General features: G+C 41.8%; 31 protein-coding genes and 2 tRNA genes. 27 read left to right on the forward strand and 6 right to left on the reverse strand.

Translation table 11 applies throughout. From position 1 onward, the window contains the following. The first annotated feature begins 7 nt into the window (after positions 1-7). The 14 genes from rplR to EHS15_RS13285 all read left to right on the forward strand — a co-directional run bounded on the left by rplR (position 8) and on the right by EHS15_RS13285 (position 8851). Positions 8-376, forward strand: coding sequence for a 50S ribosomal protein L18 (gene rplR, locus EHS15_RS13220; RefSeq protein ID WP_135761045.1), 369 nt, complete (start codon positions 8-10; stop codon positions 374-376). Between the two features lie 9 nt (positions 377-385). After that, on the forward strand, positions 386-892 hold the full coding sequence (rpsE, locus tag EHS15_RS13225) for a 30S ribosomal protein S5 (RefSeq protein ID WP_135761478.1): 507 nt from the start codon (positions 386-388) through the stop codon (positions 890-892). Positions 893-905: 13 nt separating this feature from the next. Further along, the gene (rpmD, locus tag EHS15_RS13230) at positions 906-1085 is read left to right on the forward strand and encodes a 50S ribosomal protein L30 (RefSeq protein ID WP_135761046.1); all 180 of its coding nucleotides are present in this window, start codon (positions 906-908) and stop codon (positions 1083-1085) included. A gap of 4 nt (positions 1086-1089) precedes the next feature. Beyond that, on the forward strand, positions 1090-1623 hold the full coding sequence (gene rplO, locus EHS15_RS13235; RefSeq protein WP_135761047.1) for a 50S ribosomal protein L15: 534 nt from the start codon (positions 1090-1092) through the stop codon (positions 1621-1623). A 7-nt stretch (positions 1624-1630) separates the two neighbouring features. After that, the gene (gene secY / locus EHS15_RS13240; protein ID WP_135761048.1) at positions 1631-3010 is read left to right on the forward strand and encodes a preprotein translocase subunit SecY; all 1380 of its coding nucleotides are present in this window, start codon (positions 1631-1633) and stop codon (positions 3008-3010) included. 4 nt (positions 3011-3014) lie between these two features. After that, complete coding sequence (locus EHS15_RS13245) at positions 3015-3578, forward strand: adenylate kinase (protein WP_135761049.1); 564 nt, start codon at positions 3015-3017, stop codon at positions 3576-3578. Between the two features lie 10 nt (positions 3579-3588). Next, positions 3589-3807, forward strand: coding sequence for a translation initiation factor IF-1 (gene infA, locus EHS15_RS13250; protein WP_012476295.1), 219 nt, complete (start codon positions 3589-3591; stop codon positions 3805-3807). Positions 3808-3814: 7 nt separating this feature from the next. Continuing rightward, on the forward strand, positions 3815-3928 hold the full coding sequence (gene rpmJ, locus EHS15_RS13255; RefSeq protein ID WP_002974084.1) for a 50S ribosomal protein L36: 114 nt from the start codon (positions 3815-3817) through the stop codon (positions 3926-3928). 6 nt (positions 3929-3934) lie between these two features. Next, on the forward strand, positions 3935-4312 hold the full coding sequence (gene rpsM, locus EHS15_RS13260) for a 30S ribosomal protein S13 (protein WP_135761050.1): 378 nt from the start codon (positions 3935-3937) through the stop codon (positions 4310-4312). Positions 4313-4326: 14 nt separating this feature from the next. Continuing rightward, complete coding sequence (gene rpsK, locus EHS15_RS13265) at positions 4327-4740, forward strand: 30S ribosomal protein S11 (protein WP_135761051.1); 414 nt, start codon at positions 4327-4329, stop codon at positions 4738-4740. Positions 4741-4763: 23 nt separating this feature from the next. Continuing rightward, positions 4764-5396 carry a 30S ribosomal protein S4 gene (rpsD, locus tag EHS15_RS13270; RefSeq protein WP_135761052.1) on the forward strand — a complete coding sequence of 211 codons (633 nt, stop codon included), beginning with the start codon at positions 4764-4766 and terminating at the stop codon, positions 5394-5396. A gap of 31 nt (positions 5397-5427) precedes the next feature. Further along, positions 5428-6405 carry a DNA-directed RNA polymerase subunit alpha gene (locus EHS15_RS13275; protein WP_135761053.1) on the forward strand — a complete coding sequence of 326 codons (978 nt, stop codon included), beginning with the start codon at positions 5428-5430 and terminating at the stop codon, positions 6403-6405. A 1-nt stretch (position 6406) separates the two neighbouring features. Next, complete coding sequence (gene rplQ, locus EHS15_RS13280) at positions 6407-6931, forward strand: 50S ribosomal protein L17 (protein WP_135761054.1); 525 nt, start codon at positions 6407-6409, stop codon at positions 6929-6931. A 102-nt stretch (positions 6932-7033) separates the two neighbouring features. Beyond that, positions 7034-8851, forward strand: coding sequence for a PAS domain-containing sensor histidine kinase (locus tag EHS15_RS13285; RefSeq protein ID WP_135761055.1), 1818 nt, complete (start codon positions 7034-7036; stop codon positions 8849-8851). 26 nt (positions 8852-8877) lie between these two features. On the opposite strand, the gene EHS15_RS13290 is transcribed toward EHS15_RS13285, so the two are convergent. Next, positions 8878-10212 carry an adenylate/guanylate cyclase domain-containing protein gene (locus tag EHS15_RS13290; protein WP_135761056.1) on the reverse strand — a complete coding sequence of 445 codons (1335 nt, stop codon included), beginning with the start codon at positions 10210-10212 and terminating at the stop codon, positions 8878-8880. A 297-nt stretch (positions 10213-10509) separates the two neighbouring features. Between EHS15_RS13290 and EHS15_RS13295 the strand changes: the two genes are divergently transcribed. Then, positions 10510-10917, forward strand: coding sequence for a VOC family protein (locus tag EHS15_RS13295; protein ID WP_135761057.1), 408 nt, complete (start codon positions 10510-10512; stop codon positions 10915-10917). Between the two features lie 122 nt (positions 10918-11039). On the opposite strand, the gene EHS15_RS13300 is transcribed toward EHS15_RS13295, so the two are convergent. After that, on the reverse strand, positions 11040-11786 hold the full coding sequence (locus tag EHS15_RS13300) for a 5'-methylthioadenosine/S-adenosylhomocysteine nucleosidase (protein ID WP_135761058.1): 747 nt from the start codon (positions 11784-11786) through the stop codon (positions 11040-11042). Between the two features lie 99 nt (positions 11787-11885). After that, positions 11886-13901: a 1-acyl-sn-glycerol-3-phosphate acyltransferase gene (locus EHS15_RS13305; RefSeq protein WP_135761059.1), complete on the reverse strand. Its 2016-nt coding sequence runs from the start codon at positions 13899-13901 to the stop codon at positions 11886-11888. Between the two features lie 120 nt (positions 13902-14021). Here EHS15_RS13305 and EHS15_RS13310 point away from each other — a divergent pair, with 120 nt between their 5' ends. The 4 genes from EHS15_RS13310 (at position 14022) to EHS15_RS13325 (ending at position 16642) form a co-directional block, all read left to right on the forward strand. Next, positions 14022-15113, forward strand: a complete 1092-nt coding sequence (locus EHS15_RS13310; protein WP_135761060.1) for an ATP phosphoribosyltransferase regulatory subunit — start codon at positions 14022-14024, stop codon at positions 15111-15113. Between the two features lie 8 nt (positions 15114-15121). Further along, complete coding sequence (locus EHS15_RS13315) at positions 15122-16396, forward strand: adenylosuccinate synthase (RefSeq protein WP_135761061.1); 1275 nt, start codon at positions 15122-15124, stop codon at positions 16394-16396. 77 nt (positions 16397-16473) lie between these two features. Continuing rightward, positions 16474-16546: transfer RNA gene (locus EHS15_RS13320), tRNA-Lys, on the forward strand. 21 nt (positions 16547-16567) lie between these two features. Further along, positions 16568-16642: transfer RNA gene (locus tag EHS15_RS13325), tRNA-Glu, on the forward strand. Here EHS15_RS13325 and EHS15_RS13330 read toward each other — a convergent pair. Together EHS15_RS13330 and EHS15_RS13335 are read right to left on the reverse strand one after the other, a co-directional pair. Then, positions 16621-17517, reverse strand: coding sequence for a TIGR02757 family protein (locus tag EHS15_RS13330; protein WP_135761062.1), 897 nt, complete (start codon positions 17515-17517; stop codon positions 16621-16623). The two genes, EHS15_RS13325 and EHS15_RS13330, sit on opposite strands and share 22 nt — an antisense overlap. Next, the gene (locus EHS15_RS13335; protein ID WP_135761063.1) at positions 17501-18427 is read right to left on the reverse strand and encodes a hydroxymethylglutaryl-CoA lyase; all 927 of its coding nucleotides are present in this window, start codon (positions 18425-18427) and stop codon (positions 17501-17503) included. The genes EHS15_RS13330 and EHS15_RS13335 overlap by 17 nt, the downstream gene beginning before the upstream one ends. Here EHS15_RS13335 and EHS15_RS13340 point away from each other — a divergent pair. Next, positions 18407-19243, forward strand: coding sequence for an ABC transporter ATP-binding protein (locus EHS15_RS13340; protein WP_167884237.1), 837 nt, complete (start codon positions 18407-18409; stop codon positions 19241-19243). The genes EHS15_RS13335 and EHS15_RS13340 overlap by 21 nt on opposite strands. Before the next feature lie 19 nt (positions 19244-19262). Here EHS15_RS13340 and EHS15_RS13345 read toward each other — a convergent pair whose 3' ends face one another. Continuing rightward, complete coding sequence (locus EHS15_RS13345) at positions 19263-20279, reverse strand: tetratricopeptide repeat protein (RefSeq protein WP_135761065.1); 1017 nt, start codon at positions 20277-20279, stop codon at positions 19263-19265. 9 nt (positions 20280-20288) lie between these two features. On the opposite strand from EHS15_RS13345, the gene EHS15_RS13350 reads away from it, so the two are divergent. Genes EHS15_RS13350 through purQ form a run of 7 tightly spaced genes read left to right on the forward strand, consistent with a single transcriptional unit; the run spans position 20289 to position 25167 of the window. Next, positions 20289-20900, forward strand: a complete 612-nt coding sequence (locus EHS15_RS13350) for an ABC transporter ATP-binding protein (RefSeq protein ID WP_135761066.1) — start codon at positions 20289-20291, stop codon at positions 20898-20900. After that, on the forward strand, positions 20890-21546 hold the full coding sequence (locus EHS15_RS13355; protein WP_135761067.1) for a heme exporter protein CcmB: 657 nt from the start codon (positions 20890-20892) through the stop codon (positions 21544-21546). Before EHS15_RS13350 ends, EHS15_RS13355 begins: the two co-directional genes overlap by 11 nt. A gap of 48 nt (positions 21547-21594) precedes the next feature. Then, positions 21595-22293 (forward strand): cytochrome c biogenesis protein CcsA, encoded by a 699-nt coding sequence (gene ccsA / locus EHS15_RS13360; RefSeq protein WP_135761068.1) that lies wholly within the window; start codon positions 21595-21597, stop codon positions 22291-22293. After that, positions 22294-23430, forward strand: coding sequence for a PP2C family protein-serine/threonine phosphatase (locus EHS15_RS13365; protein WP_135761069.1), 1137 nt, complete (start codon positions 22294-22296; stop codon positions 23428-23430). It abuts the gene before it with no gap. After that, positions 23415-24284 (forward strand): phosphoribosylaminoimidazolesuccinocarboxamide synthase, encoded by an 870-nt coding sequence (locus EHS15_RS13370; RefSeq protein ID WP_210416348.1) that lies wholly within the window; start codon positions 23415-23417, stop codon positions 24282-24284. Before EHS15_RS13365 ends, EHS15_RS13370 begins: the two co-directional genes overlap by 16 nt. Further along, positions 24266-24514, forward strand: a complete 249-nt coding sequence (gene purS, locus EHS15_RS13375; protein WP_135761070.1) for a phosphoribosylformylglycinamidine synthase subunit PurS — start codon at positions 24266-24268, stop codon at positions 24512-24514. Before EHS15_RS13370 ends, purS begins: the two co-directional genes overlap by 19 nt. Further along, positions 24511-25167 (forward strand): phosphoribosylformylglycinamidine synthase subunit PurQ, encoded by a 657-nt coding sequence (gene purQ / locus EHS15_RS13380; RefSeq protein WP_135761071.1) that lies wholly within the window; start codon positions 24511-24513, stop codon positions 25165-25167. Before purS ends, purQ begins: the two co-directional genes overlap by 4 nt. Positions 25168-25189: the final 22 nt, after the last annotated feature.

Below are 25189 nucleotides of genomic sequence, written 5' to 3' on the forward strand. Positions count from 1 at the left end.
AGTCGTTATGATCAACAAGACAGCAAAGAACATTCAAAGAGAAAGACGAGCAGAAAGAGTTCGTTATAAGATTCGTGCTACAGCTGGCCGTCCTAGATTGGTTTTCAACAAAACCAATCGTTATTTGACTGCTCAGGTAATTGATGACACCAAAGGTGTTACGGTTGCATACGCTACAACGCAAGAGAAAGACTTTCCTAAACATGAGAACTCTAAAAAGAGCAAGTCTGCTGCAACTCAATTGGGTAAATTGATTGCCGACAAAGCGAAAAAAGCGGGCATCTCTCAAGTGGTTTTGGATCGTTCCGGTATGGTTTACCATGGTCGTATCGCTGCTTTCGCTGATTCGGCAAGAGAAGGCGGTTTGGAGTTCTAATATATGAGTATGATCCTAGAAGAAGAAACGAAAGAATTTACCGAGAAAGTCGTAAAGATCGACCGTGTTGCGAAAGTAGTGAAAGGGGGACGTCGTTTCTCCTTCAACGCACTTTCCGTAGTAGGGGATTCCAAAGGTAAAGTGGGAATCGGTTTCGGAAAAGCAAATGAAGTTCCGGATGCAATCCGTAAGTCCATCGAGTCCGCTAAGAAAAATTTGAAATCCATTCATTACATCGGACATACTGTTCCTCACGATGTGATCGGCAGCTTCAAATCTGCAAGAGTGATCTTGAAACCGGCTTCTCCGGGAACCGGTATCATCGCTGGAGCTTCCGTTCGTTCCGTTTTGGAAAGAGCGGGAATCCAAGACGTTTTGACTAAGTCTTGGGGTTCTTCCAACCCGATGAACATCGTAAAGGCGACTATGGATGCTCTTCAACAATTGGAAACTCCTTCTATGGCAGTAAAACGCCGTGGAGTGAGCCTCAAACACTTGTTCGGTCAAGATTTATAAAAGGTAGTCCGGTATGGAAGAAGTATTGATTACACAAGAAAAAAGTTCTATCGGTATCATTCCGATTCATAAGAAGACTTTGATCGCTCTTGGCCTGAAGAAAAAAGGCCAATCCAGAAAGCACAAAGTAACTCCTCAATTGAAGGGAATGCTTCGTCAGGTAGGTTACCTGCTGAAAGTAGATAAGGTATAATTAGATGGCACAATCAGAAAGAATTGAACAAGGCAGAGGCTTTGGAAAAAAAAGAGCTAAAAAAAGCACTTCTCTAGGAAACAAAAACCTAGTTCCAGTACCTGCCGGTGCAAAAACATCTCCCAAAAGAGTCGGACAAGGTCCTGGTTCCGGAATGGGAAAAACCTCCACAAGAGGATCCAAAGGCCAAAGAGCTCGTGCATCTTCCATGAAGCGAGGGTTTGAGGGTGGTCAGATGCCACTTCACAAACGTTTGCCGAAAAGAGGATTCACTAATATTTTCTCCGAAGTATTTCAACCGGTGAATTTGGTAGCTCTTGCGAAAGCGGGTCTATCCGGTGAAGTAACTCCTGCGATTCTAAAAGCAAAAAGTTTGATTAAGTCCGAAGAAGGACTCATCAAAGTGTTGGGAACTGGCGAAATTACTGCGGCGATCACAATCACTGTAGACGGGTTTTCCGCTTCAGCAAAAGAAAAAATCGAAAAAGCTGGTGGAAAGGTGATTCTCAGAGAGAAGAATAAAGTAGAGAAAAAATAATTAAACAATGTTTCAAACAATCGCAAACATCTTTAGAATTCCAGAATTAAGATCCAAAATATTTTTTACAATCGGCATGTTGTTGCTTTTCAGAATGGGAACTCATGTGACCATTCCTGGAATCAACAGTGTCATTGTAACTGGAATCACAGCAGACCCGAACGAAGGTTTTTTGGGAATGGTGGATTTGTTTGCGGGTGGAGCATTACTTAAATTCTCTATCTTCGCTTTGGGGATCATGCCTTATATTTCTTCTTCCATCATAATGCAACTTGTGATGGTTCTCATCCCTTCTTTGCAAAAAATGCAAAAAGAAGGAGAAGAGGGAAGAAAAAAAATTCAACAGTACACTAAGTACGGAACTTTGATTCTTTGCGCGATCCAGTCTTTGGCTGTGATCCAATTGGCAAATTCCTGGTCCACTGGATCCGGCAATCAGCCTGCAAAATATCCAGGCCTTATCAATCCTTCGGTAGAAGCTTACTTCCTTCCTTTGGCGATGTTGTCCATCACTACAGGAACAGTTCTTTTGATTTGGCTCGGAGAACAAATTACGGAAAGAGGAATCGGAAACGGAATCTCTCTCATCATCTTTGCCGGTATCATCGGTCGTATGCCGGAAGCTCTCATTTCCATGTTTACTTCCGATACTTCTGATGCACTTTCCGTTTTGATTTTACTTCTTATTTTCATCATTCTAATCGCTCTTACTGTGATTTTAACACAAGGGGTGAGAAGAGTTCCTTTGAATTACGGAAAACAAATGGTAGGCCGTAAGATGGTTCAGGCTCGCAGCCAGTCCATTCCTTTCAAAGTGAACAGTGCGAACGTAATGCCGATCATCTTCGCATCTTCCTTGATTCTTTTTCCACAAACGATTGTTCAGTGGTTGTCTTCCAAAGGAGGACAGTGGGCAGGTTGGGCAGTGATTATGGACTTTTTCAATCCATTTTCCCAAATTTGGTACCACTCTTTATTTTACTTCGTCATTTATACTTCCCTGATCATTTTCTTCGCTTATTTCTATACTGCGATTCAGTTCAACCCACAAGAGTTAGCTGACAATTTGAAGAAATACGGCGGGTTCATTCCTGGAGTTCGTCCTGGAACACAAACCAAAGAAATGATCGAGAAGATCCTTAATAGAATCACCCTTCCAGGTGCTCTTTTTCTAGCAGGACTTGCTCTTGCCCCTTATTTGATCATTAAATTCCTCAACCTTGGTTCTAATACCGGAGGAGGAACATTGGTCTATACTTTCGGGGGGACTTCGCTTCTAATCATGGTAGGTGTCGCTTTGGAAACTTTGAAACAAATCGAAGCACAACTTTTGATGAGAAACTACGAAGGATTTATGAAAAAGACTAAAATCAAAGGAAGGGTTTAATTTCATGAAAAGACTGATCTTTATGGGACCTCCCGGCGCAGGGAAGGGTACGCAAGCAGACATCATCAAAGAAAAATTCAAAATCCCTCAAATCTCTACGGGAGATATCCTTCGTAGTGCTGTAAAAAATGGCACTGCAATGGGTTTAGAAGCGAAAAAATATATGGACGCAGGAGACCTAGTTCCGGATGCTGTCGTTATCGGCATTATTCGGGATCGTTTGGTCGAATCCGATTGTGCGAGTGGATTCATACTGGATGGATTTCCTAGGACGGTGGAGCAAGCAAAGGCTCTCTCGGAAATCCTCAAAGAGCTTCGCATGGAGCTCGACTCCGTTGTCAACTTAGACGTTCCCGATGAAGAATTGGTGAAACGGTTGCTAGGTAGAGCGATCAAAGAAGGGCGCTCGGATGACAACGAAGAGACCATCAAAAACCGTCTGCATACTTACAACACAAAGACTCTGCCCCTGATCGATTTTTATAAGGGAACAGGTATCCTTCGGCAGATCAATGGCTTGGGAAGTATGGAACAAATCACCGATTCTATTTTAAAATCGATTCAATAGGAGAATCACCCTGGCAAAGGAAGAAGCAATTACCATTGACGGAACCGTTTTGGAACCCCTCCCGAACGCTATGTTTAGAGTGGAACTGGAAAATGGCCACAAGGTGTTGGCACATATCTCTGGAAAGATGAGAATGCACTACATTCGAATTCTACCTGGAGACAAAGTGACAGTAGAACTTTCTCCTTATGATTTAACTAAGGGTCGAATCACCTACAGAAAGAAATAGGAAAATTATGAAAGTAAGAGCATCAGTTAAAAAAATCTGTCCGGAATGCAAAGTCATTCGCAGAAAAGGTGTGATCCGAGTGATCTGCACGAATCCAAAACACAAACAAAGGCAAAGATAAGAATATATGGCACGTATCGCGGGTGTTGATTTACCATCAAACAAAAGAATTGTGATCGGTCTCACTTATGTCTTCGGAATAGGTAAGACTTCTTCTCAAGAGATCCTTAAAAAAGCAGGGATCGATGAAAGCATTAGAGTAAAGGACTTAACGGACGAACATGAAGCCGCGATCCGTAGAGTCATTGAAGAAGGATATCAAGTAGAAGGGGATCTTCGTTCTGAAGTAAACCTAAACATCAAACGACTTATGGATGTAGGTTGTTATAGAGGCCTTCGTCACAGAAGAGGTCTTCCGGTCAACGGCCAAAGAACTCGTACAAATGCCCGTACTAGAAAGGGTGTGAAGAAGACTGTGGCAAACAAGAAAAAGGCTGTTAAGTAGTAGAGGAATCATTCATGGCTGAGAAAGAAGCAAAAGGCAAAAAAGATACCAAGAAAGTAAAAAAGAAAGAGAAGAAGAACGTTCCTAGAGGGAAAGTTTATATCCAAGCCTCTTTCAACAACACGATCGTTTCCGTAACAGATATGGTAGGAAATGTTCTTTCCTGGTCTTCTTCCGGAATGATGGGGTTCAGAGGATCTAAAAAATCCACTCCTTATGCAGCGCAAATCGCTGCAACGAATGCTGCTGAAAAAGCAATCGAAGCAACTGGACTTTCTGAAGTAGACGTAATGGTTTCCGGTCCCGGAATCGGAAGAGAATCTGCGATTCGTTCCCTCACAACAAAGGGATTGTCAATCAAATTGATTAAGGACGTAACCCCGCTTCCTCACAACGGATGTCGTCCTAGAAAAAGAAGAAGAGTTTAGTAAGGGGATAGAGGAAATCATTTATGGCACGTTATAGAGGACCCGTTGTAAAGTTAATGAGAAGAGAGGGACTGAACCTCTTTCTTAAAAACAGTCACACTCTTCACAAAGAGAAATCATCTTTAGAAAAAAGAAAATACCCGCCAGGTCTACCTCCTAAGAAAAAAGGAAAGGTAACTGAATATGGCGCTCAGTTGCGTGAAAAACAAAAAGTAAAAAGAGCGTATGGAGTTCTTGAAAAACAATTCCGTCGTTATTTTGAAGAAGCTTCTCACACTCCTGGGATTCCTGGGGAAAACCTTCTCCAATTCTTGGAAAGAAGATTGGACAATGTTTTGTATCGTATGGGTTATGCGGTAACTAGAAGACAAGCTAGAAACTTCGTAGCACACAGACATGTTTTAGTAAACGGTCATCGTGTAGATATTTGCTCTTACAGAGTGAATGTTGGAGATAAAATCCAAATCAGAGATAAGTTCCAAAAATCTGCTTTTATTGAAGAAAACATCAAACTTGCGCAAGCAATCAATAGAACGGCATCTTGGGTAAGCGTAGACTATTCTCAATTCACAGGAGAGATTCTTTCTCTTCCAACAAGAGAGCATATCGACATCCCAGTGAAAGAACAGGTCATCGTAGAGTTGTACTCTAAGTAAGCTAACGAATCTAGAGAAGAAGGATACGACATTGTCCCCAAAGAATTTACTAAAAGGTTTTAAAAGACCAAAAAAAATCGAATTCACTACAGATGTGAATACTCCTAATTATGGTAAGTTTGTTGCTGAGCCTTTTGAAAGAGGAATTGGAACAACGATAGGCAATTCTCTACGAAGAACACTTATGTCTTCGATTGAAGGTGCGGCAATATCTGCAATTCGCATCGAAGGTGTAACTCATGAATTTGCTTACATCGAAGGTGTTGCAGAGGATGTAACACGTATCATCCTTAACCTAAAACAAGTTCGTATCAAATACGAGCCGGAAGATAAAGAAGCAAGCAAAGTCATTCATATCGAATTGAAAGGTGCTGGTTATTTCAGAGCAGGGGATCTTGCTGTGGATTCTTCCATCGAGATCATGAACCCTGATCTTCATATCGCTACTTTGAACGAAGATGCTAACCTAATCCTTGATTTGGAGATCCAAAGAGGAAGAGGTTACGTTCCTGCAGAGGATAAAAAGAAAGACATCGAAGTTCTAGGAACGATCCCGATCGATTCTATCTTTTCTCCGATTCAAAAAGTTCTTTTTGAAGTTTCCGAGACGAGAGTTGCGCAAAGATCCGACTACGAAAAACTCACTTTGGAAGTTTGGACAGACGGTTCCGTATCTCCGGAAGATGCAGTGGCTCAAGCTGCTAAAATCCTAAAAGACCATTTGACCGTATTCATCAATTTCGAAGAAGAGATCGAAGAAGAAGAAGAAGAGTTAGACGAAGCTGATGAAAAATTGAAAGCTTCTCTTTCTAAACACGTAGAGGAATTGGAACTTTCCGTTCGTGCTACGAATGTTCTTCGCAGCCTAGAAATTGATTTTATCGGCGAGCTGGTAAAAAGATCTGAAGAAGAGATGACTAAGTCAAAACACTTCAGTGAACAAAGTTTACAAGAATTGAAAGCAAAACTACAATCCCTTGGTTTGTCTTTCGGAATGAGAGATTTTTAAAATGAGAAAACGTAATAAAGTTAAACAACTCAATAGATCTGCTGACCACAGAAAAGCCATGATTCAAAACATGGTGATTTCTCTTCTTCGTCACGAGAGAATCGAGTCTTCCGTTGCAAAATTGAAGGTTGCTCGTTCTTTGGCGGAAAGAATCATCACTCGTGCTAAAGGAAATCTGGATGCGAATCTGGCAAACCTTGACGAGAAGAAAAAAGCGGAAAAAATTCTGCATAATACACGTTATCTTTACAGCCATTTGGGTGATGCAGAGATCGTGAACAAACTTCTCAGCGATATTTCCAATCGATTTGCCACCAGAGTAGGAGGATACACTCGTATCGTTCGTTTGGTGAACCGCCAATCCGACAATACCGAAATGGGAATTTTGGAACTAGTAGATCGCAAAACTCATCTTGAGTTGAAAGAAGAGATCCGCCAAAAGAGAGAAAAATCAGCTCCTAAGGCGAAAGCTGATTCCAAACCTAAAAAAGAAAAGAAAGAGAAAAAGGCCGCAGCAGCGAAATAACTTTTTTCCTAATCTTGCCTTTTCGAAAAGAGCCTGCAAACCTTTGCGGGCTTTTTTTTTCTTGCTTACCTTCTTCTTTTCGTCTAATTTCGCTCAGGCACTATGAAGCTTCCCGACCTTCCCAGCAGCATTTGGGAGACTGTTTTCCAATTGAGTCCTATAGGGATCACTTTGTCTTCTGCTGATGGGCGTTATCTGGATGCAAACCAACAATTTCTCAATTGGGTCGGAAAACAAAAACGGCAAATTCTGGGAAAAACTCCTTCCGATTTGAACGTTTATACGAACGAAACCGACAGAGAAAATATCATCCAAGGACTGATGAAAGACGGTTTTGTCCGTAATATGGAAGTAGGTTTTCGAACGGATGACGGGATGGTGCGAACAATCTTATTTAATGCCCGTTATTTGAATGATCGCCAATACATTTTAGCCATCGGTCAGGACATCACTGAAATCAAGTTAAAGGAGAAAAAGAATCTAATTCTCCAAGAAGAACTTACTATCAGCAAAAACCTTTTCGAAAATCTGTTTCGATTGAATCCTGCTGCGGTCAGTCTCTCCGATTTGGAAACCGCTGTTTATATAGATATTAATCCTGCCTATGAAGAACTGATCGGTTTCGCAAGAGAAGAGATCATCGGGAAGGCATCTTACGAATTGAATATTTGGAAGACTCAATTCGATAGAGAAAGACTTCTTGCTGAGCTTATGAAAAAAGGCTGGAGCACGGGGATGGAGGCAACCATCCGTCATAGATCAGGAGCATACAAACATGTGATCTCCGGGAATGCGATTTTGATTATGGAAGGACGGCCGAAGCTGCTTGCGATTCTAATCGACATCACTGAAACGAAAAAATCCAAACAAGCTTTGGAAGAGGCAGTTCAAGAGCGCACTAGAGAACTAGCGGAAACCTTGGAAGATCTTAAAAAAGCGCAGAATCAGCTCGTTTTTTCCGAAAAAATGGCCGCTTTGGGCCAGTTAGTTGCCGGAGTCGCTCATGAAATCAATAATCCGTTAGGTGCTATTTCCGCACTCAGCGGAGAAATCCATTCTTATTCCTTAAAAATAGGGGATCGTTTGACGGAATTGAAAAAAATTCTATTCCATCTTTCAGATGAGGATCTGAAACGATTTACTGATTTCATCAATGTGATTTTCACAGTCCGACCGGAAGTTTTTAGCTTCAGTGATGTTCGAAAGATGAAAAAGAATTTGGAAAATCTCTTTAAAACTTGGGACTATGAAAATCCTCATGATTGGGCGGATCGAGTTGTGGATTTGGGAATTTCTTCCCAAGTCGATTCTTACATCGATCTCTTCAGAGATGTTAAGTTCAGAGAGCTTCTGAATATCATCCTCATCGAATTACAAATCAATCGTAATCATGAATCCATTCGTTTCGCCGTGGAAAGAACTTCTAAAATCGTTTTTTCCCTTAAAAGTTATTCTCGTTTGGATACATCCCATGAGAAAAAGAATACGGATATAGTCGAGACCATCGAGACGGTTCTCACTTTGTATCATAATAAAATGAGAGACGGAGTGGAAGTTGTCACTGATTTCGGTGTTCGCCCGATCGTTCCGGCTTATCCGGATGATCTCATTCAGGTTTGGACCAATTTGATTTATAATGCGCTTCAGGCGATGGAGTTCAAAGGGAAAATCGAGATCCGTCTGAAAGAAGAGAAAAATGCGATCGTGATTTCCGTTGAGGACAACGGTCCCGGAATTTCGGATAAAATCAAAAATCAAATTTTTGATCCTTTTTTCACCACAAAAGGATTAGGTGAAGGAAGCGGTTTAGGATTATTGATTGTTCGTCGGTCGATTGTGGAAAAACACGGAGGAGATATCTCTTTTGAATCCGTTCCAGGCAAAACTGTCTTTTTTGTTCGGCTGCCGAATTCACTTTAAATCGCCGACAAACGAGGATAGATCGATCACCCAAGAAGCAGCTTGTATCGTTTGCGAAACTCTTCATTTGGAATCCGTGATTCTCCGGTGCGTCTAAGATCAGGCAAGAGTCCATTGACAAAATACATTTCGATCTTTCCTTTGTGTTTCGCTTGTACGGCACCTCTGTATTCACACTCGAAGAAATCTTTTACCAATTCGTATGTAGCGCTGGAGATGTTGATGCGGCCTGGAATGCCGGATGATTCACAGCGGCTGGCGATATTGACAGTATCACTCCATACATCGTAAGCGAACTTCTTCTCGCCAATGACTCCTGCAACCAGATCACCGGAATGGATCCCAAGGCGAAGTTCCCAGTAGGGGAGATTCTGAGTCGCTTTGATTTCTTTCATTTGATTCATGAACGCTTGGATTTCCAAAGCGGCCATTACGCAGTCGATCGCATGTGTTTTACTTGCTTCAGGGATACCGCCAGCAAACATATAACTGTCTCCGATCGTCTTGAGTTTCTCTAAATTGTGCCTTTCCATCACACTGTCGAAATAGGAAAAGCAGCGGTCTAATTCCGCAACAAGTTCCGTGGGTGAAAGGGTTTCCGCAATTTGAGTGAAACCTTTGAAGTCTGTAAAACACACAGTTGCATTGTTATGCAGCCGAGGCTCGGAAACTCCTTTCTCCTTCAACTCTTGTGCGATTTCCATAGGTAATATATTAAGAAGAAGTTGCTCCGATTTTTCATGTTCCGTTTGCATCTTGGCTTCTGCTTCGTCTCTTCCGCGTATGAAGAGATACGCTAACAAAAGTAGGAACGACTGGCTGCCTATCACATCCAAAAGGACTTCATCTGCTCGTAGAGTTCCTGGCGCCGGCTCAGGACCATATAGAGCTTGCCCTCCTAGAATTTTGAAATAGGTCTCGCGTGCGATGAACAAACAAAAGGGAACCAGAGCGAGGACAATCCTAATCTTTTTGTGTTTACGAGCGACTAGGAGTAAAGGAAGAAGCATTGCAACGGATAGATATAAATGGGCTTGTTGGCCGGGGAAACTGAAAATAATGGTTATGTCCATCACCCATAATGCGAAACACAAGAAAACCTGGGAGGCAAGCAGATAGCCCCTTCTCAATAGAACCCAGCTAATTGTGAGTTCCGTAAAAAAGGCAAAGCTTAAGATATGTAAGGCTATGACCAAATTTGCAGGAACAGGCTGCACCCAGGAAAAAAATACTAGGACTGCCAGGATGATGATTGTGTTGGCGGTGAGGTAAAAAGAACGGCGCTCTTCTTCAGGTAAACCTGTCAAAAGGTGGCGCCCAAGTATCCATTGGAAAGCGGATCGGATCCTGGTGATGATCATATAGATGCTACCTCCTTCCTGCGGCTATAGGTAGCTACTTAAAGAAGGGAAGATCTTTTAATTGTAAAGCTTGTTTCCGATTGAAACCAAATATAAATCATAAGGAATTCTGTATTTCGCTGCTACAATCGGCCAAGGAAATTAATTTCTATCCGCAGATTGATTCCAAAAATTTAGAATAATAAAACACTTGCTGATGTGGAAATGCATGTTCATATTATTCCAAAGTACATTTGACTGCGATGTTAAACGAATTGAGTTATAGCTAAAAAATCAAATAGAGGTTAAGGAAAGAAAATGGCAAAACAAGTATTTATAAATTTACCGGTAAAAAATCTTCAAAAATCAATGGATTTTTACACAGCATTGGGATTTACAAACAATCCTCAATTTTCGGACGACACAGCAAAATGTATGGTGTGGAGTGAAACCATTTTTGTAATGATACTGACACATGAAAAGTTTAAGACTTTTACATCCAAGCCGATCGCAGAAACTAAATCTAGTTTGGCGGGATTGTTTTCTTTATCTTTGGACAGCATAGACGAAGTGAATCAACTGATGTCCAACGGACTAAAAGCGGGCGGAATCGAACCAAACGAAATGAGGGATTACGGTTTTATGCAGCAAAGAACGATTGAAGATTTTGACGGACACACTTGGGAAGTCTTCTTTATGGATATGAGTAAATTTCCCACAGAATGATCGGACGAATAAGGAAAACTATCTATAACAACTTTTTTCGCATTTCTATGTAAAAGAAAGAATGTTCGCCGACCGGTTCATTTCAGTAAATCGGACTCGTTTGGCGAAACATCATTCCCTTCTTAGAATGAATTTTTGATCACACTGATCAACTTTTGCATCACTATATCCGTATTCTTTTCGAATGCTTTTTTGTTATTGTATGTGATACTCCCTTTAGAGCTAACAATATCGGAAATACCTCTCAAAATAATCACTTGAATATCGTTTTTACTACAAACTCTTGCAATAGAAGCAGATTCCCAATCGGCAGCAGAAGCATCATATAAATTAGAAAGTGTATCAATTTGAGAAGGATCTAAATCCTGATCGGCGGATATGATATTTGCATGGATGAGATTTTTTGGCAAACGAATCGAAGGGTCTAATTTCATTTCCGTTTTATAATGATGGATCGCCGATTGAGAATCATACATTCTTTCGATGATATCGTAAACAAAGGCATTTTTCGCCAAAATAACATCGAACATTCTAACCTTTTTATCAAATCCGCCTGCGGTTCCTATATTGATGATCAGCTTAGGATTGAGATTTGAGATCGCCCATTGAGTGGACGCGGCAGAATCAATTTTCCCCCATCCTCCATGAAAGAAGATAACGTTTTCTTTGAATGAGGAATCTGAATTGTCTGCGAAGAAAAATTCCCCGTAAGGAGATTGTTTCAGAATATCGGAATTCGCTTTTACGATATTTTTGACTGAATTCCATTCTGCATTTGCGGAAACAATGATGACTATATTTTTCTCAGGAGAACAGTGATTGAAAACAAACAGAAACAGAAAAAGAATAGATAAAAATATCTTTTTCATCGATTGGCTTTTAGGTTATGTATAACAAACGAATCATTCGCATGCAAATATCCACCCTTCCGGAAGTTGTCCCCCGGAAGCAGTTTCTGTTTATGAAAACTATAATCTTGCCAATTGAAGCTGCAGGTGCTCTGCAACTTTATCGAAGTCTTCATTTTGAATCACCGTTCTGTAGGAGGATGCTACGATCGGATGGCGTTTTTCGTCCAAATTGATTAGGTTGGGAAGAACTTTCAGGCCGTAAAAACCGTTTGTGATTTTTTCCGGTCTGGTTCCGTAAGCTAGATCGTATCCGTACTTTCTGTCTCTTGTGTCCGAACCGAAACAAGCCAACATAAAATCTGTCATTCCGGAAAGCCCGTTGAAGGTAGTAGGGTCTCCTCCTAAAAGCACTCCTATCGAAACCATTTCGTTGAAAAAACGATTCGAAAGATGGAAGAGTGTGTTGTCCACATTGCCACCTAATTCTCGTTTGAAGTAGCCTTCCACGAGTCCCATCGCAACTGCATAGATGGTTTTGAGAGCTCCTCCCAATTGAACACCTTTGGTATCTCTCGAATTGATTGCAGGTCTTGTGAATACATAACTTGTGTTAAATAATCCCTGAAGTTTGGGGATGAGAGAGTCTTCGAAAGAAGAAACTTCAAATCCGGAGATCTTTCTTTCCATGATTTGATCCGGGTAACAAGCACCTGAAATGACCGCCAAACGATCTCTTTCGATTCCCATAAGTTCGTTTAGGTCTTCCAAGATTAAACCTTTTTTGGAACCGGTAAACCCTTTGATGACATTCGCTATGGGAGATTTGTTCTTTTGAAGGTAAGGTTTGATTTTCGGGAAAACGGAATCGAAATCCCAAGGATTGGTTCCTTGGATGAATAGGGTTGCCGTTTCGCATACAGTAGGGTCATCCGAAAAATGGATATTCGGTGGAAGTTTATAGATGGGGTAGTGGATGATATCCCTTCTTTCTTCGTTGCACTGCTGCACTATATCGGACTCAGGTTGGTAAACTGTGACTTTTACGTTTTTATTGGCTAGAACGCAGGCAATTGCCACGGACATGTTAGAGGAGCCGATGATGACAATGTTTTCTTCCACAGTTTTAGGGATGCTGATGAGCTGATTGGAAGAATGATCCCCTTTGTAGAGATTGCGGTAGGTTCCATGTTTGTGTTTGTTCAGGTTGGAGCCGACCAAAAGCGCCAAATTGTCGATGATGAATTGTTTTTTATCTCCTCCTCCTGGAAAAGAGATTTGTTCAATGGAAGAAGGGAAAGTTTCCATTTCCTTTTTCGTCAGCTCCCCGACAAGCACAGGTTTACCGATGACTAATTTTCCTACAGCTTGGTTGAATAGAAGCCCTTCGATCGGAAGGATTTTATCCGTCCCTTCCAAGGAGATAGGCAGGATCACTTTATTGGCAACGTAATGGTACACAGTGTCCACAAAAGGCATCAGCCTTCCGTCTCTGGATCTGGTTCCTTCCGGAAAGATGGAAATGATCTTTCCGTCCGACTGCAACTTCTGAGAGTTTCGGAAAGCTCTCATATTGATTTTGGTCATTACGTCGGAAAGAGAAGGGTTGTCCGCCATGTCTTTTTTGGAACATACAAGCAGAGTTCCGAACATGTAGAGACCCAGTCTAGTGAAGTCAGGCTCGAAGGCAAGTCTACCTGCGATGAACACTAGAGATTCCGCAATTTTTCTGCCTTCCGGCCCCGCATTGTAAAGAAGAGTGAAAATGGCAGGAGCATCCAAATGGCTCAAGTGGTTCGAGATGAGTGTAACAGGATATTTTCCCAGGACTCCGTTTAAAAGTTTGAGATTTTCCACTCCTTCGACCGTGAATTTCTTCATGATCGGGTCTAGGAACTTCAGCATAAAGTCCCTTGGCTCTGCTTTGATGTCCGTAAAAACTCCGATCTCTTCTAATTTTTCGGGCTCAGTAAAAATATCCATGACCCTTGGCTTAGGAGTCGCTTGCGAGAGAACTAAGAATTCTTCTAGGATGGATTTTGCTTCGGTCTGAGAAAGACCTGATTTCATAAATAAATGTATATTTTCAAAAAACTCTTTATGCCAACGTCCCAATGTGGCTTCTTTTTCTGTCATATTGCCCTCTAAACCGACATTAAAGTAGCGAAAGAAATGCCATTTGTCTATCCGATTTTTACAAGTGATTGCATAAATCATCGTTTTCTCTAATCTGACTTCTTGGGCGCTAGTCCAGTCATGAATTCAGCTAAAAAATCAAAACTTGCAGAGAGAAGATGGATCCCCGACGGCTTCCATTTTTTAGGACCGGAAGAAAGTAGAAATAGGCGGAATCTACTACAGGGACTCACCCAAATCTTCGAAGAACATAATTACTCCGAAATCACTCTTCCTTCCTTTGATTACACTTCCTCCTTTCAATCGCAAATGGAAGCAGGTGAATCCAGTTCTTTGCTTCGTTCCAAAGATTGGGACGGCTTCGAACTTTCTCCCGGAGTAGACCTCACCTTGCAGGTGGTAAAGGGTATGGCCACTCGATCCCATTGGGAAGAGAACCAAAACGTCTATTACGTCGGCCGCAAAATTAGAGATCATAAAAAAAGAAATGCATCCCGCAGAGAAATCCTCCAAATTGGAGGAGAGTCCATCGGGAACAGTCATCCTTCCCAAATCATTTCCCAAGTTTTATTATTGGAAAAACTTTGGAAGTATTCTTGCAGGGAAACAAGTGTTAGTTTTGTCCTGGGGCATTCCGGCCTGATCAGCAGAGTGTTTGAACTTTTAGGTTGGACAGAGGAATGGGAAGGAACTTTCCGTCAGCTTCTGTTCACTAAAAACAGCACGGAACTCATCGGCCTTGCGGCAAGAAAAAACACTCCTCCTTCTCTCATTCAAATCCTGAAGGCATTTCTCAAACCTGTGGCATTCACAGAGTTCTCCGGATTTGAGAAACAAATCGTATCCTTTTTATCCGAATTACAAAAAGAATGGGAAACTTCCGAGTTCCGCAAACAAACTGCGACCAAAGAAGATGTACGAAATCAAATCGATTCTGTGAAACAATCTTTGGGAGAAGTTCGTTCTTTTATCGAGACTTGGGAAAAGGGGAACGTTCATTTCACTGGAATTTGGGATCCTGCTCTCATCAGAGATGTGAATTATTATACTGGTATCGTGTTTCAAGGATATATGAATGCGTATCCTGAACCAGTGTTTGCCGGAGGAGTTTACAACTCCCTTTACGAAACCTATACGGAAATCAAAAAAGATGCCTGCGGTTTTGCATTACATATAGATCCGATCGAAGAAATTTTCAATATCAAAAAATGAGGTAGGCTATGCCCGCAAATTTAGTTGTCGGTGCCCAATGGGGCGATGAAGGAAAAGCGAAAGTCATTGATTATTTATCGAAAGATACAGACATCATCGTTCGTTACCAAGGTGGAGCTAACGCAGGTCATACTGTAGTAGTCGGCGGAACCAAATACGTCTTTCACTTAGTGCCATCCGGAATCATTTATGATAATACTGTCTGTGTGATCGGAAACGGGGTCGTTTTGGATCCTGACTACTTTTTGCAGGAATGCGCCGATTTGGAAAAAAGCGGATTTAGGGTAAAAGAGAAAGTTTTGATCAGTGATTCCTGTCATATCCTGCTTCCTTACCACAGAATGATCGATGAAGCCAGAGAATTGGGTTCTTCTCCTGAGAGAAAGATAGGCACTACCAAAAAAGGGATCGGAATGTGTTATGCGGACAAAATGCTCCGTATGGGACTTCGTGCGGGAGACCTTTTGGATAAGGAAGTTCTGAAGAAAAAACTGGAACACATTTTGGATGTGAAAAACCAGGAGTTGGTGAAATACTACGATCTGGAACCGGTTCGTTTCGATGAAATTTATCCGAACCTTCTCAATTTCGCCGAGAAAATGGGAAAAAACATCATCAATACCATCTACTACCTCAACGAAGAATTGGATAAAGGAAAAAGAATCCTTTTGGAAGGGGCGCAAGGGACAGGATTGGATATCGATTTCGGAACCTATCCTTACGTAACCAGCTCCAATCCTACGACGGGAGGAGCGCTTGCAGGATCCGGTGTAAATTTTCGCCATTTAAAAGATGTTATAGGGATCACGAAAGCTTATGCGACCAGAGTAGGGGAAGGCCCTTTTCCTTCCGAAATTCTGGGAGAAGCCGGTGATATATTGCGTAAGTTAGGCGGCGAGTACGGCTCCACTACGGGAAGACCTAGAAGATGCGGATGGTTCGATGTGCAAATGCTGAAACATTCCATCGTGGTGAACGGAATCAACTCTCTCGTTCTCACAAAAATAGACGTTTTATCTCACTATGATTCGATCCCGGTTGTCATCGGTTATGAATACAAAGGGAAAAAACTTTCTCATTTTCCTTCACAGGGATTGGAAGACGTAAAACCTATCTTTGCCGATTATAAAGGATGGAAAGACGATATTTCCGGAATCTGCGATTTCTCCAAACTTCCTCCAGCTTGCCAAAGTTATATCAACTCTTTGCAGGAATTGGTGGGAACTAAAATAGGAATCGTCTCCACTGGACCGGACAGAGAGCACACGATCATTATGAAATAAATTTGGAAAAACCAATCCTTTTTTTGAAGTAGTGATTGACCAAGAACCCCTTGTCATTATTCTTGGCAACAGAGCACGAGTCGTTAGCTCAGCTGGTAGAGCAATTCCCTTTTAAGGAATGGGTCCGGGGTTCGAATCCCCGACGACTCAAACGTTCGGTTCACTCAATCTGGTGCCATCGTCTAATGGTCAGGACACAAGGTTTTCATCCTTGCAATCGGGGTTCAATTCCCCGTGGCACTACCAATCCTGCAAGCCTCTCTAATTTCACAAATAGAACAAATCTCTTCCACTTGAATCCCTCTGCATTTCCGGATGATTCCTACTCTTGTCAGACAAAAATCGTATAACAACGGATCGTCGGGATAAAAGTTTTTGAAATAGTCTCGAATGAGTATGGACTCTTTGATTCCGAAAGTTTTTCTTTCTGAGATTCCTAAAATACCTATCAGTCTTTGGATGTGCACATCCAAAGGAAAGGGAATTTGGTTCGGCAAAATCTTTTTATAAATTCCGAAATCAGGAAATTTGTCTCTCACCATCCAACGTAAAAACAAACAGATTCTTTTTTTTGCGGATTTGGAGAGAGGTTCCCCTATTAAGAATTTTAATCCGGGAGAGAGTTGTTTTTTTCCCGTTTGGGAAAGGATCTTCTTTGTAAAGATCGTTTGAAACAGGGAGATTCCTTCTATGGGATCGAATCCATCTTCGTTTAGGAAATAGGTTTCGAATAGGGGAGAGTTGTCCTTGGATTGTTTTGTTTCGGAAGCAATATCGGACACTATGTCCAAAAATAAACGATTGTCAGCTTGTGTTTGAAAGCGGTAGTATTTTATGTTTTTTTTTGCCGTTTCAAAGAATCGATTTTTCTCCGCAAGTGCCAAGTAAGGATGGTCTCCCAGATCCAGAAAGAGCGGTGCTAAAAACTGCTGGATTGCCTTTACGTTTCCGTATGCGAATAGAGCAGAAAACAGGGAAACAATTTCCCTGTCCAAAGAGTTCGTATAACGAGAGGGAAAAAGGATGGGGTCCGATTCCAAGTATTTGGGATCGGAATAAAATTTTTGCGCTTTGTCGAGAGAGAGTTTGAGTGCTCTCGGAAACTCAGGAGTTTCTTGCATGGGACTTTGCGATAAAGGTTCTGGAGGCGAATGCTTTTCCCATTGCACTCTGCATGATCAGAGAGGCATCCACTAAATGGTCCAAGTTCACTCCTGTTGCATAACCTTCTCTTTCTAGAAAATAGACCAAATCTTCCGTGGCTAAATTTCCGGAAGCTCCTTTGGCATAAGGACAGCCCCCCAAACCGCCTGCGGAAGAATCGAAAGAACGAATTCCCATCGATAAGGATTGTTTTACGTTGGAGATTGCCATTCCGTATGTATCATGGAAGTGACCGGCAAGAAGTGCAGGGGAAACTTCTTTCAGCAATACATTTAAAAGCGCCTCCACTTCCGAAGGAACAGCTACTCCTATCGTTTCTCCCAAAGAAATTTCGTAAACCCCTTCATCTAAGAGTCGTTTTGTGATTTCTAACGTTTTTTCGGGAGCCATTTTCCCTTCGTAAGGACAGGCGATGACTGTGGAGATATATCCTCTCACTTTCACATTGTCTATACGGGCTCTTTTGAAAATTTCGGAAAAGGCGGTTATGGATTCTTCGATGGTTTTATTGATATTTTTCTGAGTGAAGGACTCCGAAGTTGCAGTGAATACCGCCACTTCTTTGAAGCCTGAGTTGATTGCCGCTTCGTAACCTTTGATGTTGGGAGTGAGGCAGGAGAATTCTATCCCTGGACGATTTTCGCTGAATATTAGTTTGGCGAGCTCGGGAGCATCTCCCATTTGAGGAACCCATTCTTTTCTTACGAAAGATGTGGCTTCTATATGTTTGAGTCCCGCGCGAATGAGAGAAAGTATGAATTTGAATTTATCTTCCGTGGAAACGATGGTTTTTTCGTTCTGCAATCCGTCTCTCGGACCTACTTCCGTAATCTTCACAAAATTCACTTGCCATTTCTCCTTTCCCATTCAGTTTCTTTCCTAAAGACCGGAAAGGCAATCGTTTTCCTTTCGCTTCCAACCGCAGTGTTAGAGATCAAAAATTTAAAGGTTCGCATTTCAGGGAAGACCATTCTGAAGAATGTTCATCTAACTGCAAATAACGGTGAGATCACGGGGATTGTGGGTAGATCCGGTTCCGGCAAGTCCACACTCTTTCGCAGCATTTTAGCCGTCCCGGAACTCATCCAAGGATATGAAATCGAAGGAGAAATCAAATGGAAGGGAAGAGACGTTCGGGAATATTCTACGAAACCCATTCAGCCGGTATTTCAGGATCCTTTCTCTTTTTTGTCTCCTTACCAAACTTTGGGAGAATCACTTCTGGAGCCTCTGCAGGTGAGAGAAGGGATTTTTTTAAGCAAAAAAAGAAAGTCGGAGGAGACGGATCGAATCTTATCCTATTTCGAAAGATTTCATTTGAAAGAGGAAGTTCTTTCCAAAAGAACGAATCAATTGAGCGGAGGCCAACTCCAAAGACTTAGTATACTTCGTGCGATTCTTGCTCGTCCCGAATTGATTTTGTTAGATGAACCGGTGACCGCATTGGATGCTCTCGTGCAGGCAGAGATCGTTTCTTTGATTCGCAATCTCAACGAAAAAGAAAACATAAGTTTCCTTCTGGTTTCACATGATTTGGGTTTGGTGAAACATCTTTGCAAACAAGTGTTTCTTTTGGAACAAGGAGAAGTGGTCGAATCGGGAGAGGCCTCCGAAGTTTTTACCCGTCCTAAAACTGAATTTACGAAAGAACTGATCGCATCCCGCAATTTGAAAGATATTTAGAGAACGATTTGTCCACCGATCATTCCGTGGGAACCGCTTCCTCTTCCGCATTTTCATCCAACTGAGTCCTTTTGGCTTCTGCGAATTTGCGGGCGATATCTCTTCTTCTCGCAATGACCTTTGCGGATACTGTCGCAAAAAAGGGATCGTTCTTGAAACTCAACATTTTGGTATATTGTTCTTCCGCAGTTTCATAGTCAGTGACCTTGGATGCTGTTTCCGCAAAATAATAATGAAACTTTTTGTCGTAAGGTTTTTCTTTTCCTTCCTGGGTGGAGAGTGAGGTTTTGCTGAAAATTTTATAAGCGATGTGGTAATTCCCTTTTTCCATTTCCAGACGGGCAAATCCCAATCTTACATTGGGGCTGGCTTCTTCGATTTTTAACGCTTGGTTGAGATAGATGAGTGCTCTGTTCTTGAGACCTGTCGCCAAATAATGATCGCTGAGACGTATGAGTGCTTCCGTATCATACGTATTTTTTTCTGCGGCCAGTTTGTAATTCATGACGGCATAATAAATTTCCCTCGTGATTTCGGAAAGAATGGCGATATGCAGATAGGTTTTGAAATATTCGGGAACTTCCGCCTTCGCATATTCGAATTGAACCAGTGCTTTCGCATATTCTAATTCTAAAGAATATAATCTTCCTAAATTGTAACGAAAGGGAAAAAACTGAGGATCGAATTTTACTCCTGCTTCCAGGCGTTTGATCGCTTCCTTTCTTGCTTTTTCCTTTCCTGAAAGAAGCATCGCAATGGTCTCATTGTTCCATTCACCTGAATTTGTGATTTTTTTACCTTCGTATTCGAAACTCCCTACCGAAGGAGGGGGACTTCCTTGGAAGATTCTTCCTCGAGCCAGGATAAAATCTTCCTTATGATAGACGAGGGAGCCGTTCGGAAAATCGGAAGTGTCGAATTCCTGATCTTTGCCCCAAAGGATTTCCGGATATTCCTGATCTCCGATCTGTTTTTGTGCCGTTATAGGCAGGGAAATAAAAAACAGAAGTGAAAATGTAAGGAGATCACGGAACATGGTAGGTGTATGGCGGAAACGATTCTAGAATGTAAGTCTCTCACCATATCTGTCGGCTATAAAACCATTTTTCGTGATCTGAGTTTCTCTTTTCCTGAAACGGGAATGGTTCTCATCCAAGGAGAAAACGGAGCCGGGAAGTCCACTCTTCTGAAAGAGATCTATCATAGATCCTCTTCCCATCCTGCTTGGGTCTGGCCTAAGGGGAAAAAATCTTTGAGTTACTTAGGCCACGATTTGGGGCTGTATTCCTCTTTGACTCTTACCGAAAATCTGGATTATTTTCTCTCTTTGGGAAAAAGAACCCTCCCTCAAGACGAACTGGATTTTTGGCTCAGTCGTTTCGGTTTGGAAAAAAGAAGAAGGGAGCCTCTTCATACTTTCTCCAGAGGAATGAAGCAGAAAGCGGCTCTCATTCGTTCTTTTCTTGTTTCACCTAATATCGTATTGCTGGACGAACCGTACACTGGTCTTGATGTTGCCTCCATTCGACTTCTGACAGACATCCTGAATGAAGAAAAATCCAAAAGGCTGATTATTATCGTTCTTCATGAGATCCCTGAAAAATTGGAGATCCTGAGTAAAATTCAACTGGGAAAAACGATCGAATATGTTTCTTAAAGTTTTAAAAAAAGAATTTTTGTTAGTCGGTCGTTCTTTGGGAGGAGTTCTCTCCTTATTGTCTTTGAGTTTTTGTTTGATTTTTATTTTTTATTCCTCCATCGAAGTGAACGAAGCTTTGGGAGAACGAAGTGTCCGGGGATTGAAGTGGGCGATCGTGTTTTTGCTGAATTTCGTTTTGGTGGGGCAGTCCCTTTGGGAGGAAAGAGAATCGGGAGGATGGAATGCCAGTTTATCCTCCGCTTCTCAGAGTACGCTTTATTTTGCAAAGTCTCTGGTGATTTGGATTTGTACATCTCTTGTGAACCTGGCGATCGTAGCCGCTCTTTCCGTCTTTTTCCAGAGTGCGAATATGGAACGATTCGCAGGAGAGTGGCTTTTTTCCTGCTTAGGAAGTTTCTCTTTGGTCTTTTTGGGAGTTTCCATGGGGCTCATTTCCGAAGAAAGCCGACTGAAGGAGATCGTTCTTCCGCTCCTCCAACTTCCTTTTTCCATCCCTCTATTTTTATTCGGATTGGAAGCGGAGGAAAGGTTTTGGAGAGAGATCGGATTCTATTGGCCGAGCGTATTTTTGCTTTTATTTTTCGCTTTGTTTTACGGCACCTTGGGAGGGTTGTTTCTGGAAATCCTCAGGAAAGAAAACTAAACCCGTTTTTTCCTAGAATTTTTCCAAAGAAACTGAATCTTGGACTGTGTGAGAAAGCCAATTTCCATCCTTCCTATAGGATTCGATTTATTCCTGTACTTGCTTGTAGCGGTTTCCATACCGAGTGCGGTTTTGTTCTCCATTCTTTATCCCAATGTGATTTTGGAACAGGGCCTCAGTCATAGAATTTTTTATTTTCACGTTCCTGTCGCCTGGGTTGCGTTATATGGGCCTATCCTTGCTTCCTTTTTTTCTCTGATTTACCTTGTGACAAAAAAAAGGCTATGGGACGATTTGGCTTTTTCTTCCAACCAACTTTCATTTTTATTCGCATTGGGAGTTTTATTCTCAGGTCCCATCTGGGCCAACAGCGCTTGGGGTGTTCCTTGGGATAGAACAGATGCTAGGTTGCAATCTTTTTTCATTCTTTGTCTTTCTCTAGTTTCTTACTTCGTGTTTCGTTTTTTAATTTTGGAACCTAAGAAAAAAGCGATCATCTCTTCCTACCTTTCCCTTCTTTGTGCAATCAGTTCAGTTTTGACTTGGGGCGCCATTCGTTGGATCGAAAACCCTGGTAACCATCCAGGTAGTGTTTTGGGAAAAGGAGGAATGGATTCCGATATGAAGATCAGTTTTTGGCTTTCCGTTCTAGCTTATCATTTTCTATTTTTGATTTTATTTCTAATCGTTTACCGCACTCAGAAAATTCTTTCCTACAGGGAAACTTTGAGAGCGGAAAGAGCCTAAATGCCAAATTCTTCCGAAATCAGAAAAACGCATAACATCCTAATTGTGGATGACGTTTTGGAGAATGTGGAGCTTCTCAAATATCTTCTGACTACGGAAGGTTTCACCGCCTATACTGCGTTCTCCGCAGAAGAGGCGAGGTTGGTTCTGATGAATACTCCCATTGATACTCTTCTTTTAGATGTAAATATGCCAGTTCAGGACGGCTTCTCTTTCTGCAGAGAACTCAGAACTATGGAAAAGTTTAAACTTCTCCCCATCCTATTTATCACTTCCATCGACAGAGATATCGGTTTTGAAGAGGCAATGAAAAACGGAGGAGACGACTTTATCAACAAACCTTTCAATAAAAGAGAGTTAGTTGCTAAGATTCATTCCGTCATTCGAATCAAAGACCTTCAAGACGAACTGTTGAGAGAGAAGGCGAAATACGAAAAAGAACTGCAGACGGCAAGAAAGGTGCAGGACCAACTCATTCCTGAAAAAAGTTTTATCTGGAACGGGATCAAAGCTCAGACATTATTTCATCCTTTTTTACAAATCGGCGGCGACTTTGTAGACTGCTGGATCGATTCCAAAAAACTCCATATAGTGATCGCCGACTGTTCAGGCCACGGGCCAAGTGCCGCACTCATCGGAGCCATGTTCAAGATGCAGCTTTTCAATTTGTCCCCTGTATTGGATCTGAAAGAAAGAGTGAATCATCTGAGACAAAATATGGAAATCGTCCTCCCTGAAGACTACTCCATTACCTTTTGTTATGCGATACTGGATCAGGAACTGAACCTCACCTATATCAACGGAGGACATCCTGCTCCTTTGCTTTATGTAGACGGGAAAACCGTTTCCTTGGAGGGAATGAGTCCTATGATTATGGGAATCAATTTGAACCCTCAGGACGAGGTTCAAAAAATTGCCCTCAAATCGGGAGATAAGCTGTTTATGTACACGGATGGAGCCAGCGAAGCCAGAAATGACAGCTTTCATTTTCTTTCGGAAGAGGGAATGAAGACAATTTTTCACGAGTCAGTGAATGGGGGGGGAGATATTTTGGAATCAGTGCAATCTAAAATTCTGCAATTTTGCGGAAAACAAATCCCTAATGACGACATGGCAATGGTATGCATTCAGATCTGAAAATTACACCCAGTTACAGAGGTAAAGTAAGAGACGTATACGACTTAGGCGATACACTTTTGTTATGCGCTACAGATCGTATCTCTGCCTTCGATGTGGTTTTTGAGGAGAACGTTCCCGGCAAAGGGGAAATTCTCACCCGCATTTCCACAAAGTGGTTCCGTCATTTTTCGCATTTCAAAAATCATCTTTTGGAAACGGATGTAAATTTATTTCCCGAGCCTTTTCGTGGGAGAAAAGAGTTTTCTTCCAGATCCGTTCTTGTGAAAAAAGCGAAACGTATCGACTATGAATGTGTCGTAAGAGGATATCTTTCCGGTTCCGCCTTTAAGGAATACAAATCCACCGGTCAGGTTGCTTTCGTGGATTATCCGAAAGGAATGTTGGAATCTCAAAAATTCGAAACTCCTATCTTCACACCCGCACGTAAAAACGATATCGGCCACGATGAGAACATCAGTGAAGAAACGATGAAAAAAGAAGTAGGGGAAGAATTGTTTTCCAAATTGAAAGAAACCTCTCTTCGTCTTTTTTCCGAAGCTCACGACCTGATGAAAAAACAAGGAATCATTTTATGTGATACTAAGTTTGAGTTCGGAATCGAGTCTGGGGAACCTATTTTGATCGATGAAATTCTCACTCCCGATTCTTCCCGTTATTGGGATGAGTCTTCCTATAAATTGGGAACCACTCCTGCCAGCTTCGACAAACAGATATTACGCAATTGGCTTGAGTCCACGTCTTGGGATAAAAATCCTCCTCCTCCTGCGTTGTCTCCTTCCCTTATTTCGGAACTAAAAGCAAAATACTTATTATTAGAAGAGAAAATTAACCTATGTTTATCGCAAAAATAAATATCACCCTGAAAGATTCCGTCCTAGACCCTCAAGGACAGACAGTACTCCGCGCCTTGCACGACCAAGGAAAGGTTTCCGTAAAAGACCTCCGAGTGGGGAAATATCTGGAAGTCAAAATCGATACGGAAGACAAAAATGCTGCGGACAGTTTGGCCAAAGAACTTTGCGAATCCGTTCTAGTGAACCAAGTGATCGAATCCTATCGATTTGTGACTGAAAAAATATGAAAGCACATGTAATCACTTTTCCCGGTTCCAATTGTGATAAGGATGTGGGAACCGTTCTTGCGAACGAATACAATGCAAACGTAAGTTATGTGTGGCATAGAGATCATTTCGAAGATATGCCCGATTTAGTAGTGCTTCCTGGGGGGTTTTCCTTCGGAGATTATCTTCGTTGCGGAGCGATGGCTAGGTTCAGCCCTGCGATGGAATCCGTTTTTTCTTATGTCAAAAAAGGCGGTAAGGTTCTAGGGATCTGCAACGGGTTTCAAATCCTTACGGAAAGCGGACTTCTTCCTGGAGCACTTCTTCATAATAGAAGTTTGAAATATATCTGCAAGGATGTGGATCTTCTTCCTGTTAAGAATAATTCTATTTCCGGAAACATCAAAAATGTTTCACTCTCTATTCCCATTGCTCATGGGGAAGGTGCATTTTTTGCGGATGCGGAAGGTCTGAAAAAAATCGAAGATTCCGGTTCCGTAGTATTTCGTTACAAGGAAAATCCGAACGGATCTTTGAACGACATTGCAGGGATATGCGATGAGAAAGGAAACGTAATCGGAATGATGCCTCATCCGGAAAGAGCAATCAATCCTTACACCGGCAATGTGGACGGTAAAATCATTCTAGATGCAGTGATTCGGAAATTGTCTTAAATCAAAGACTATTCCTTGCTTT

The organism is Leptospira idonii (assembly GCF_004770995.1).
GTDB classification, from domain to species: domain Bacteria; phylum Spirochaetota; class Leptospiria; order Leptospirales; family Leptospiraceae; genus Leptospira_A; species Leptospira_A idonii.

Bases quoted from the DNA above. Each gene is read 5' to 3' on its own strand.
- rplR (WP_135761045.1), top strand. From the start codon at position 8: ATGATCAACAAGACAGCAAAGAACATTCAAAGAGAAAGACGAGCAGAA.
- rpsE (WP_135761478.1), top strand. From the start codon at position 386: ATGATCCTAGAAGAAGAAACGAAAGAATTTACCGAGAAAGTCGTAAAG.
- rpmD (WP_135761046.1), top strand. From the start codon at position 906: ATGGAAGAAGTATTGATTACACAAGAAAAAAGTTCTATCGGTATCATT.
- rplO (WP_135761047.1), top strand. From the start codon at position 1,090: ATGGCACAATCAGAAAGAATTGAACAAGGCAGAGGCTTTGGAAAAAAA.
- secY (WP_135761048.1), top strand. From the start codon at position 1,631: ATGTTTCAAACAATCGCAAACATCTTTAGAATTCCAGAATTAAGATCC.
- EHS15_RS13245 (WP_135761049.1), top strand. From the start codon at position 3,015: ATGAAAAGACTGATCTTTATGGGACCTCCCGGCGCAGGGAAGGGTACG.
- rpmJ (WP_002974084.1), top strand. From the start codon at position 3,815: ATGAAAGTAAGAGCATCAGTTAAAAAAATCTGTCCGGAATGCAAAGTC.
- rpsM (WP_135761050.1), top strand. From the start codon at position 3,935: ATGGCACGTATCGCGGGTGTTGATTTACCATCAAACAAAAGAATTGTG.
- rpsK (WP_135761051.1), top strand. From the start codon at position 4,327: ATGGCTGAGAAAGAAGCAAAAGGCAAAAAAGATACCAAGAAAGTAAAA.
- rpsD (WP_135761052.1), top strand. From the start codon at position 4,764: ATGGCACGTTATAGAGGACCCGTTGTAAAGTTAATGAGAAGAGAGGGA.
- rplQ (WP_135761054.1), top strand. From the start codon at position 6,407: ATGAGAAAACGTAATAAAGTTAAACAACTCAATAGATCTGCTGACCAC.
- EHS15_RS13285 (WP_135761055.1), top strand. From the start codon at position 7,034: ATGAAGCTTCCCGACCTTCCCAGCAGCATTTGGGAGACTGTTTTCCAA.
- EHS15_RS13290 (WP_135761056.1), bottom strand. From the start codon at position 10,212: ATGATCATCACCAGGATCCGATCCGCTTTCCAATGGATACTTGGGCGC.
- EHS15_RS13295 (WP_135761057.1), top strand. From the start codon at position 10,510: ATGGCAAAACAAGTATTTATAAATTTACCGGTAAAAAATCTTCAAAAA.
- EHS15_RS13300 (WP_135761058.1), bottom strand. From the start codon at position 11,786: ATGAAAAAGATATTTTTATCTATTCTTTTTCTGTTTCTGTTTGTTTTC.
- EHS15_RS13305 (WP_135761059.1), bottom strand. From the start codon at position 13,901: ATGACAGAAAAAGAAGCCACATTGGGACGTTGGCATAAAGAGTTTTTT.
- EHS15_RS13310 (WP_135761060.1), top strand. From the start codon at position 14,022: ATGAATTCAGCTAAAAAATCAAAACTTGCAGAGAGAAGATGGATCCCC.
- EHS15_RS13315 (WP_135761061.1), top strand. From the start codon at position 15,122: ATGCCCGCAAATTTAGTTGTCGGTGCCCAATGGGGCGATGAAGGAAAA.
- EHS15_RS13330 (WP_135761062.1), bottom strand. From the start codon at position 17,517: ATGCAAGAAACTCCTGAGTTTCCGAGAGCACTCAAACTCTCTCTCGAC.
- EHS15_RS13335 (WP_135761063.1), bottom strand. From the start codon at position 18,427: ATGGGAAAGGAGAAATGGCAAGTGAATTTTGTGAAGATTACGGAAGTA.
- EHS15_RS13345 (WP_135761065.1), bottom strand. From the start codon at position 20,279: ATGTTCCGTGATCTCCTTACATTTTCACTTCTGTTTTTTATTTCCCTG.
- EHS15_RS13350 (WP_135761066.1), top strand. From the start codon at position 20,289: ATGGCGGAAACGATTCTAGAATGTAAGTCTCTCACCATATCTGTCGGC.
- EHS15_RS13355 (WP_135761067.1), top strand. From the start codon at position 20,890: ATGTTTCTTAAAGTTTTAAAAAAAGAATTTTTGTTAGTCGGTCGTTCT.
- EHS15_RS13365 (WP_135761069.1), top strand. From the start codon at position 22,294: ATGCCAAATTCTTCCGAAATCAGAAAAACGCATAACATCCTAATTGTG.
- EHS15_RS13370 (WP_210416348.1), top strand. From the start codon at position 23,415: ATGCATTCAGATCTGAAAATTACACCCAGTTACAGAGGTAAAGTAAGA.
- purS (WP_135761070.1), top strand. From the start codon at position 24,266: ATGTTTATCGCAAAAATAAATATCACCCTGAAAGATTCCGTCCTAGAC.
- purQ (WP_135761071.1), top strand. From the start codon at position 24,511: ATGAAAGCACATGTAATCACTTTTCCCGGTTCCAATTGTGATAAGGAT.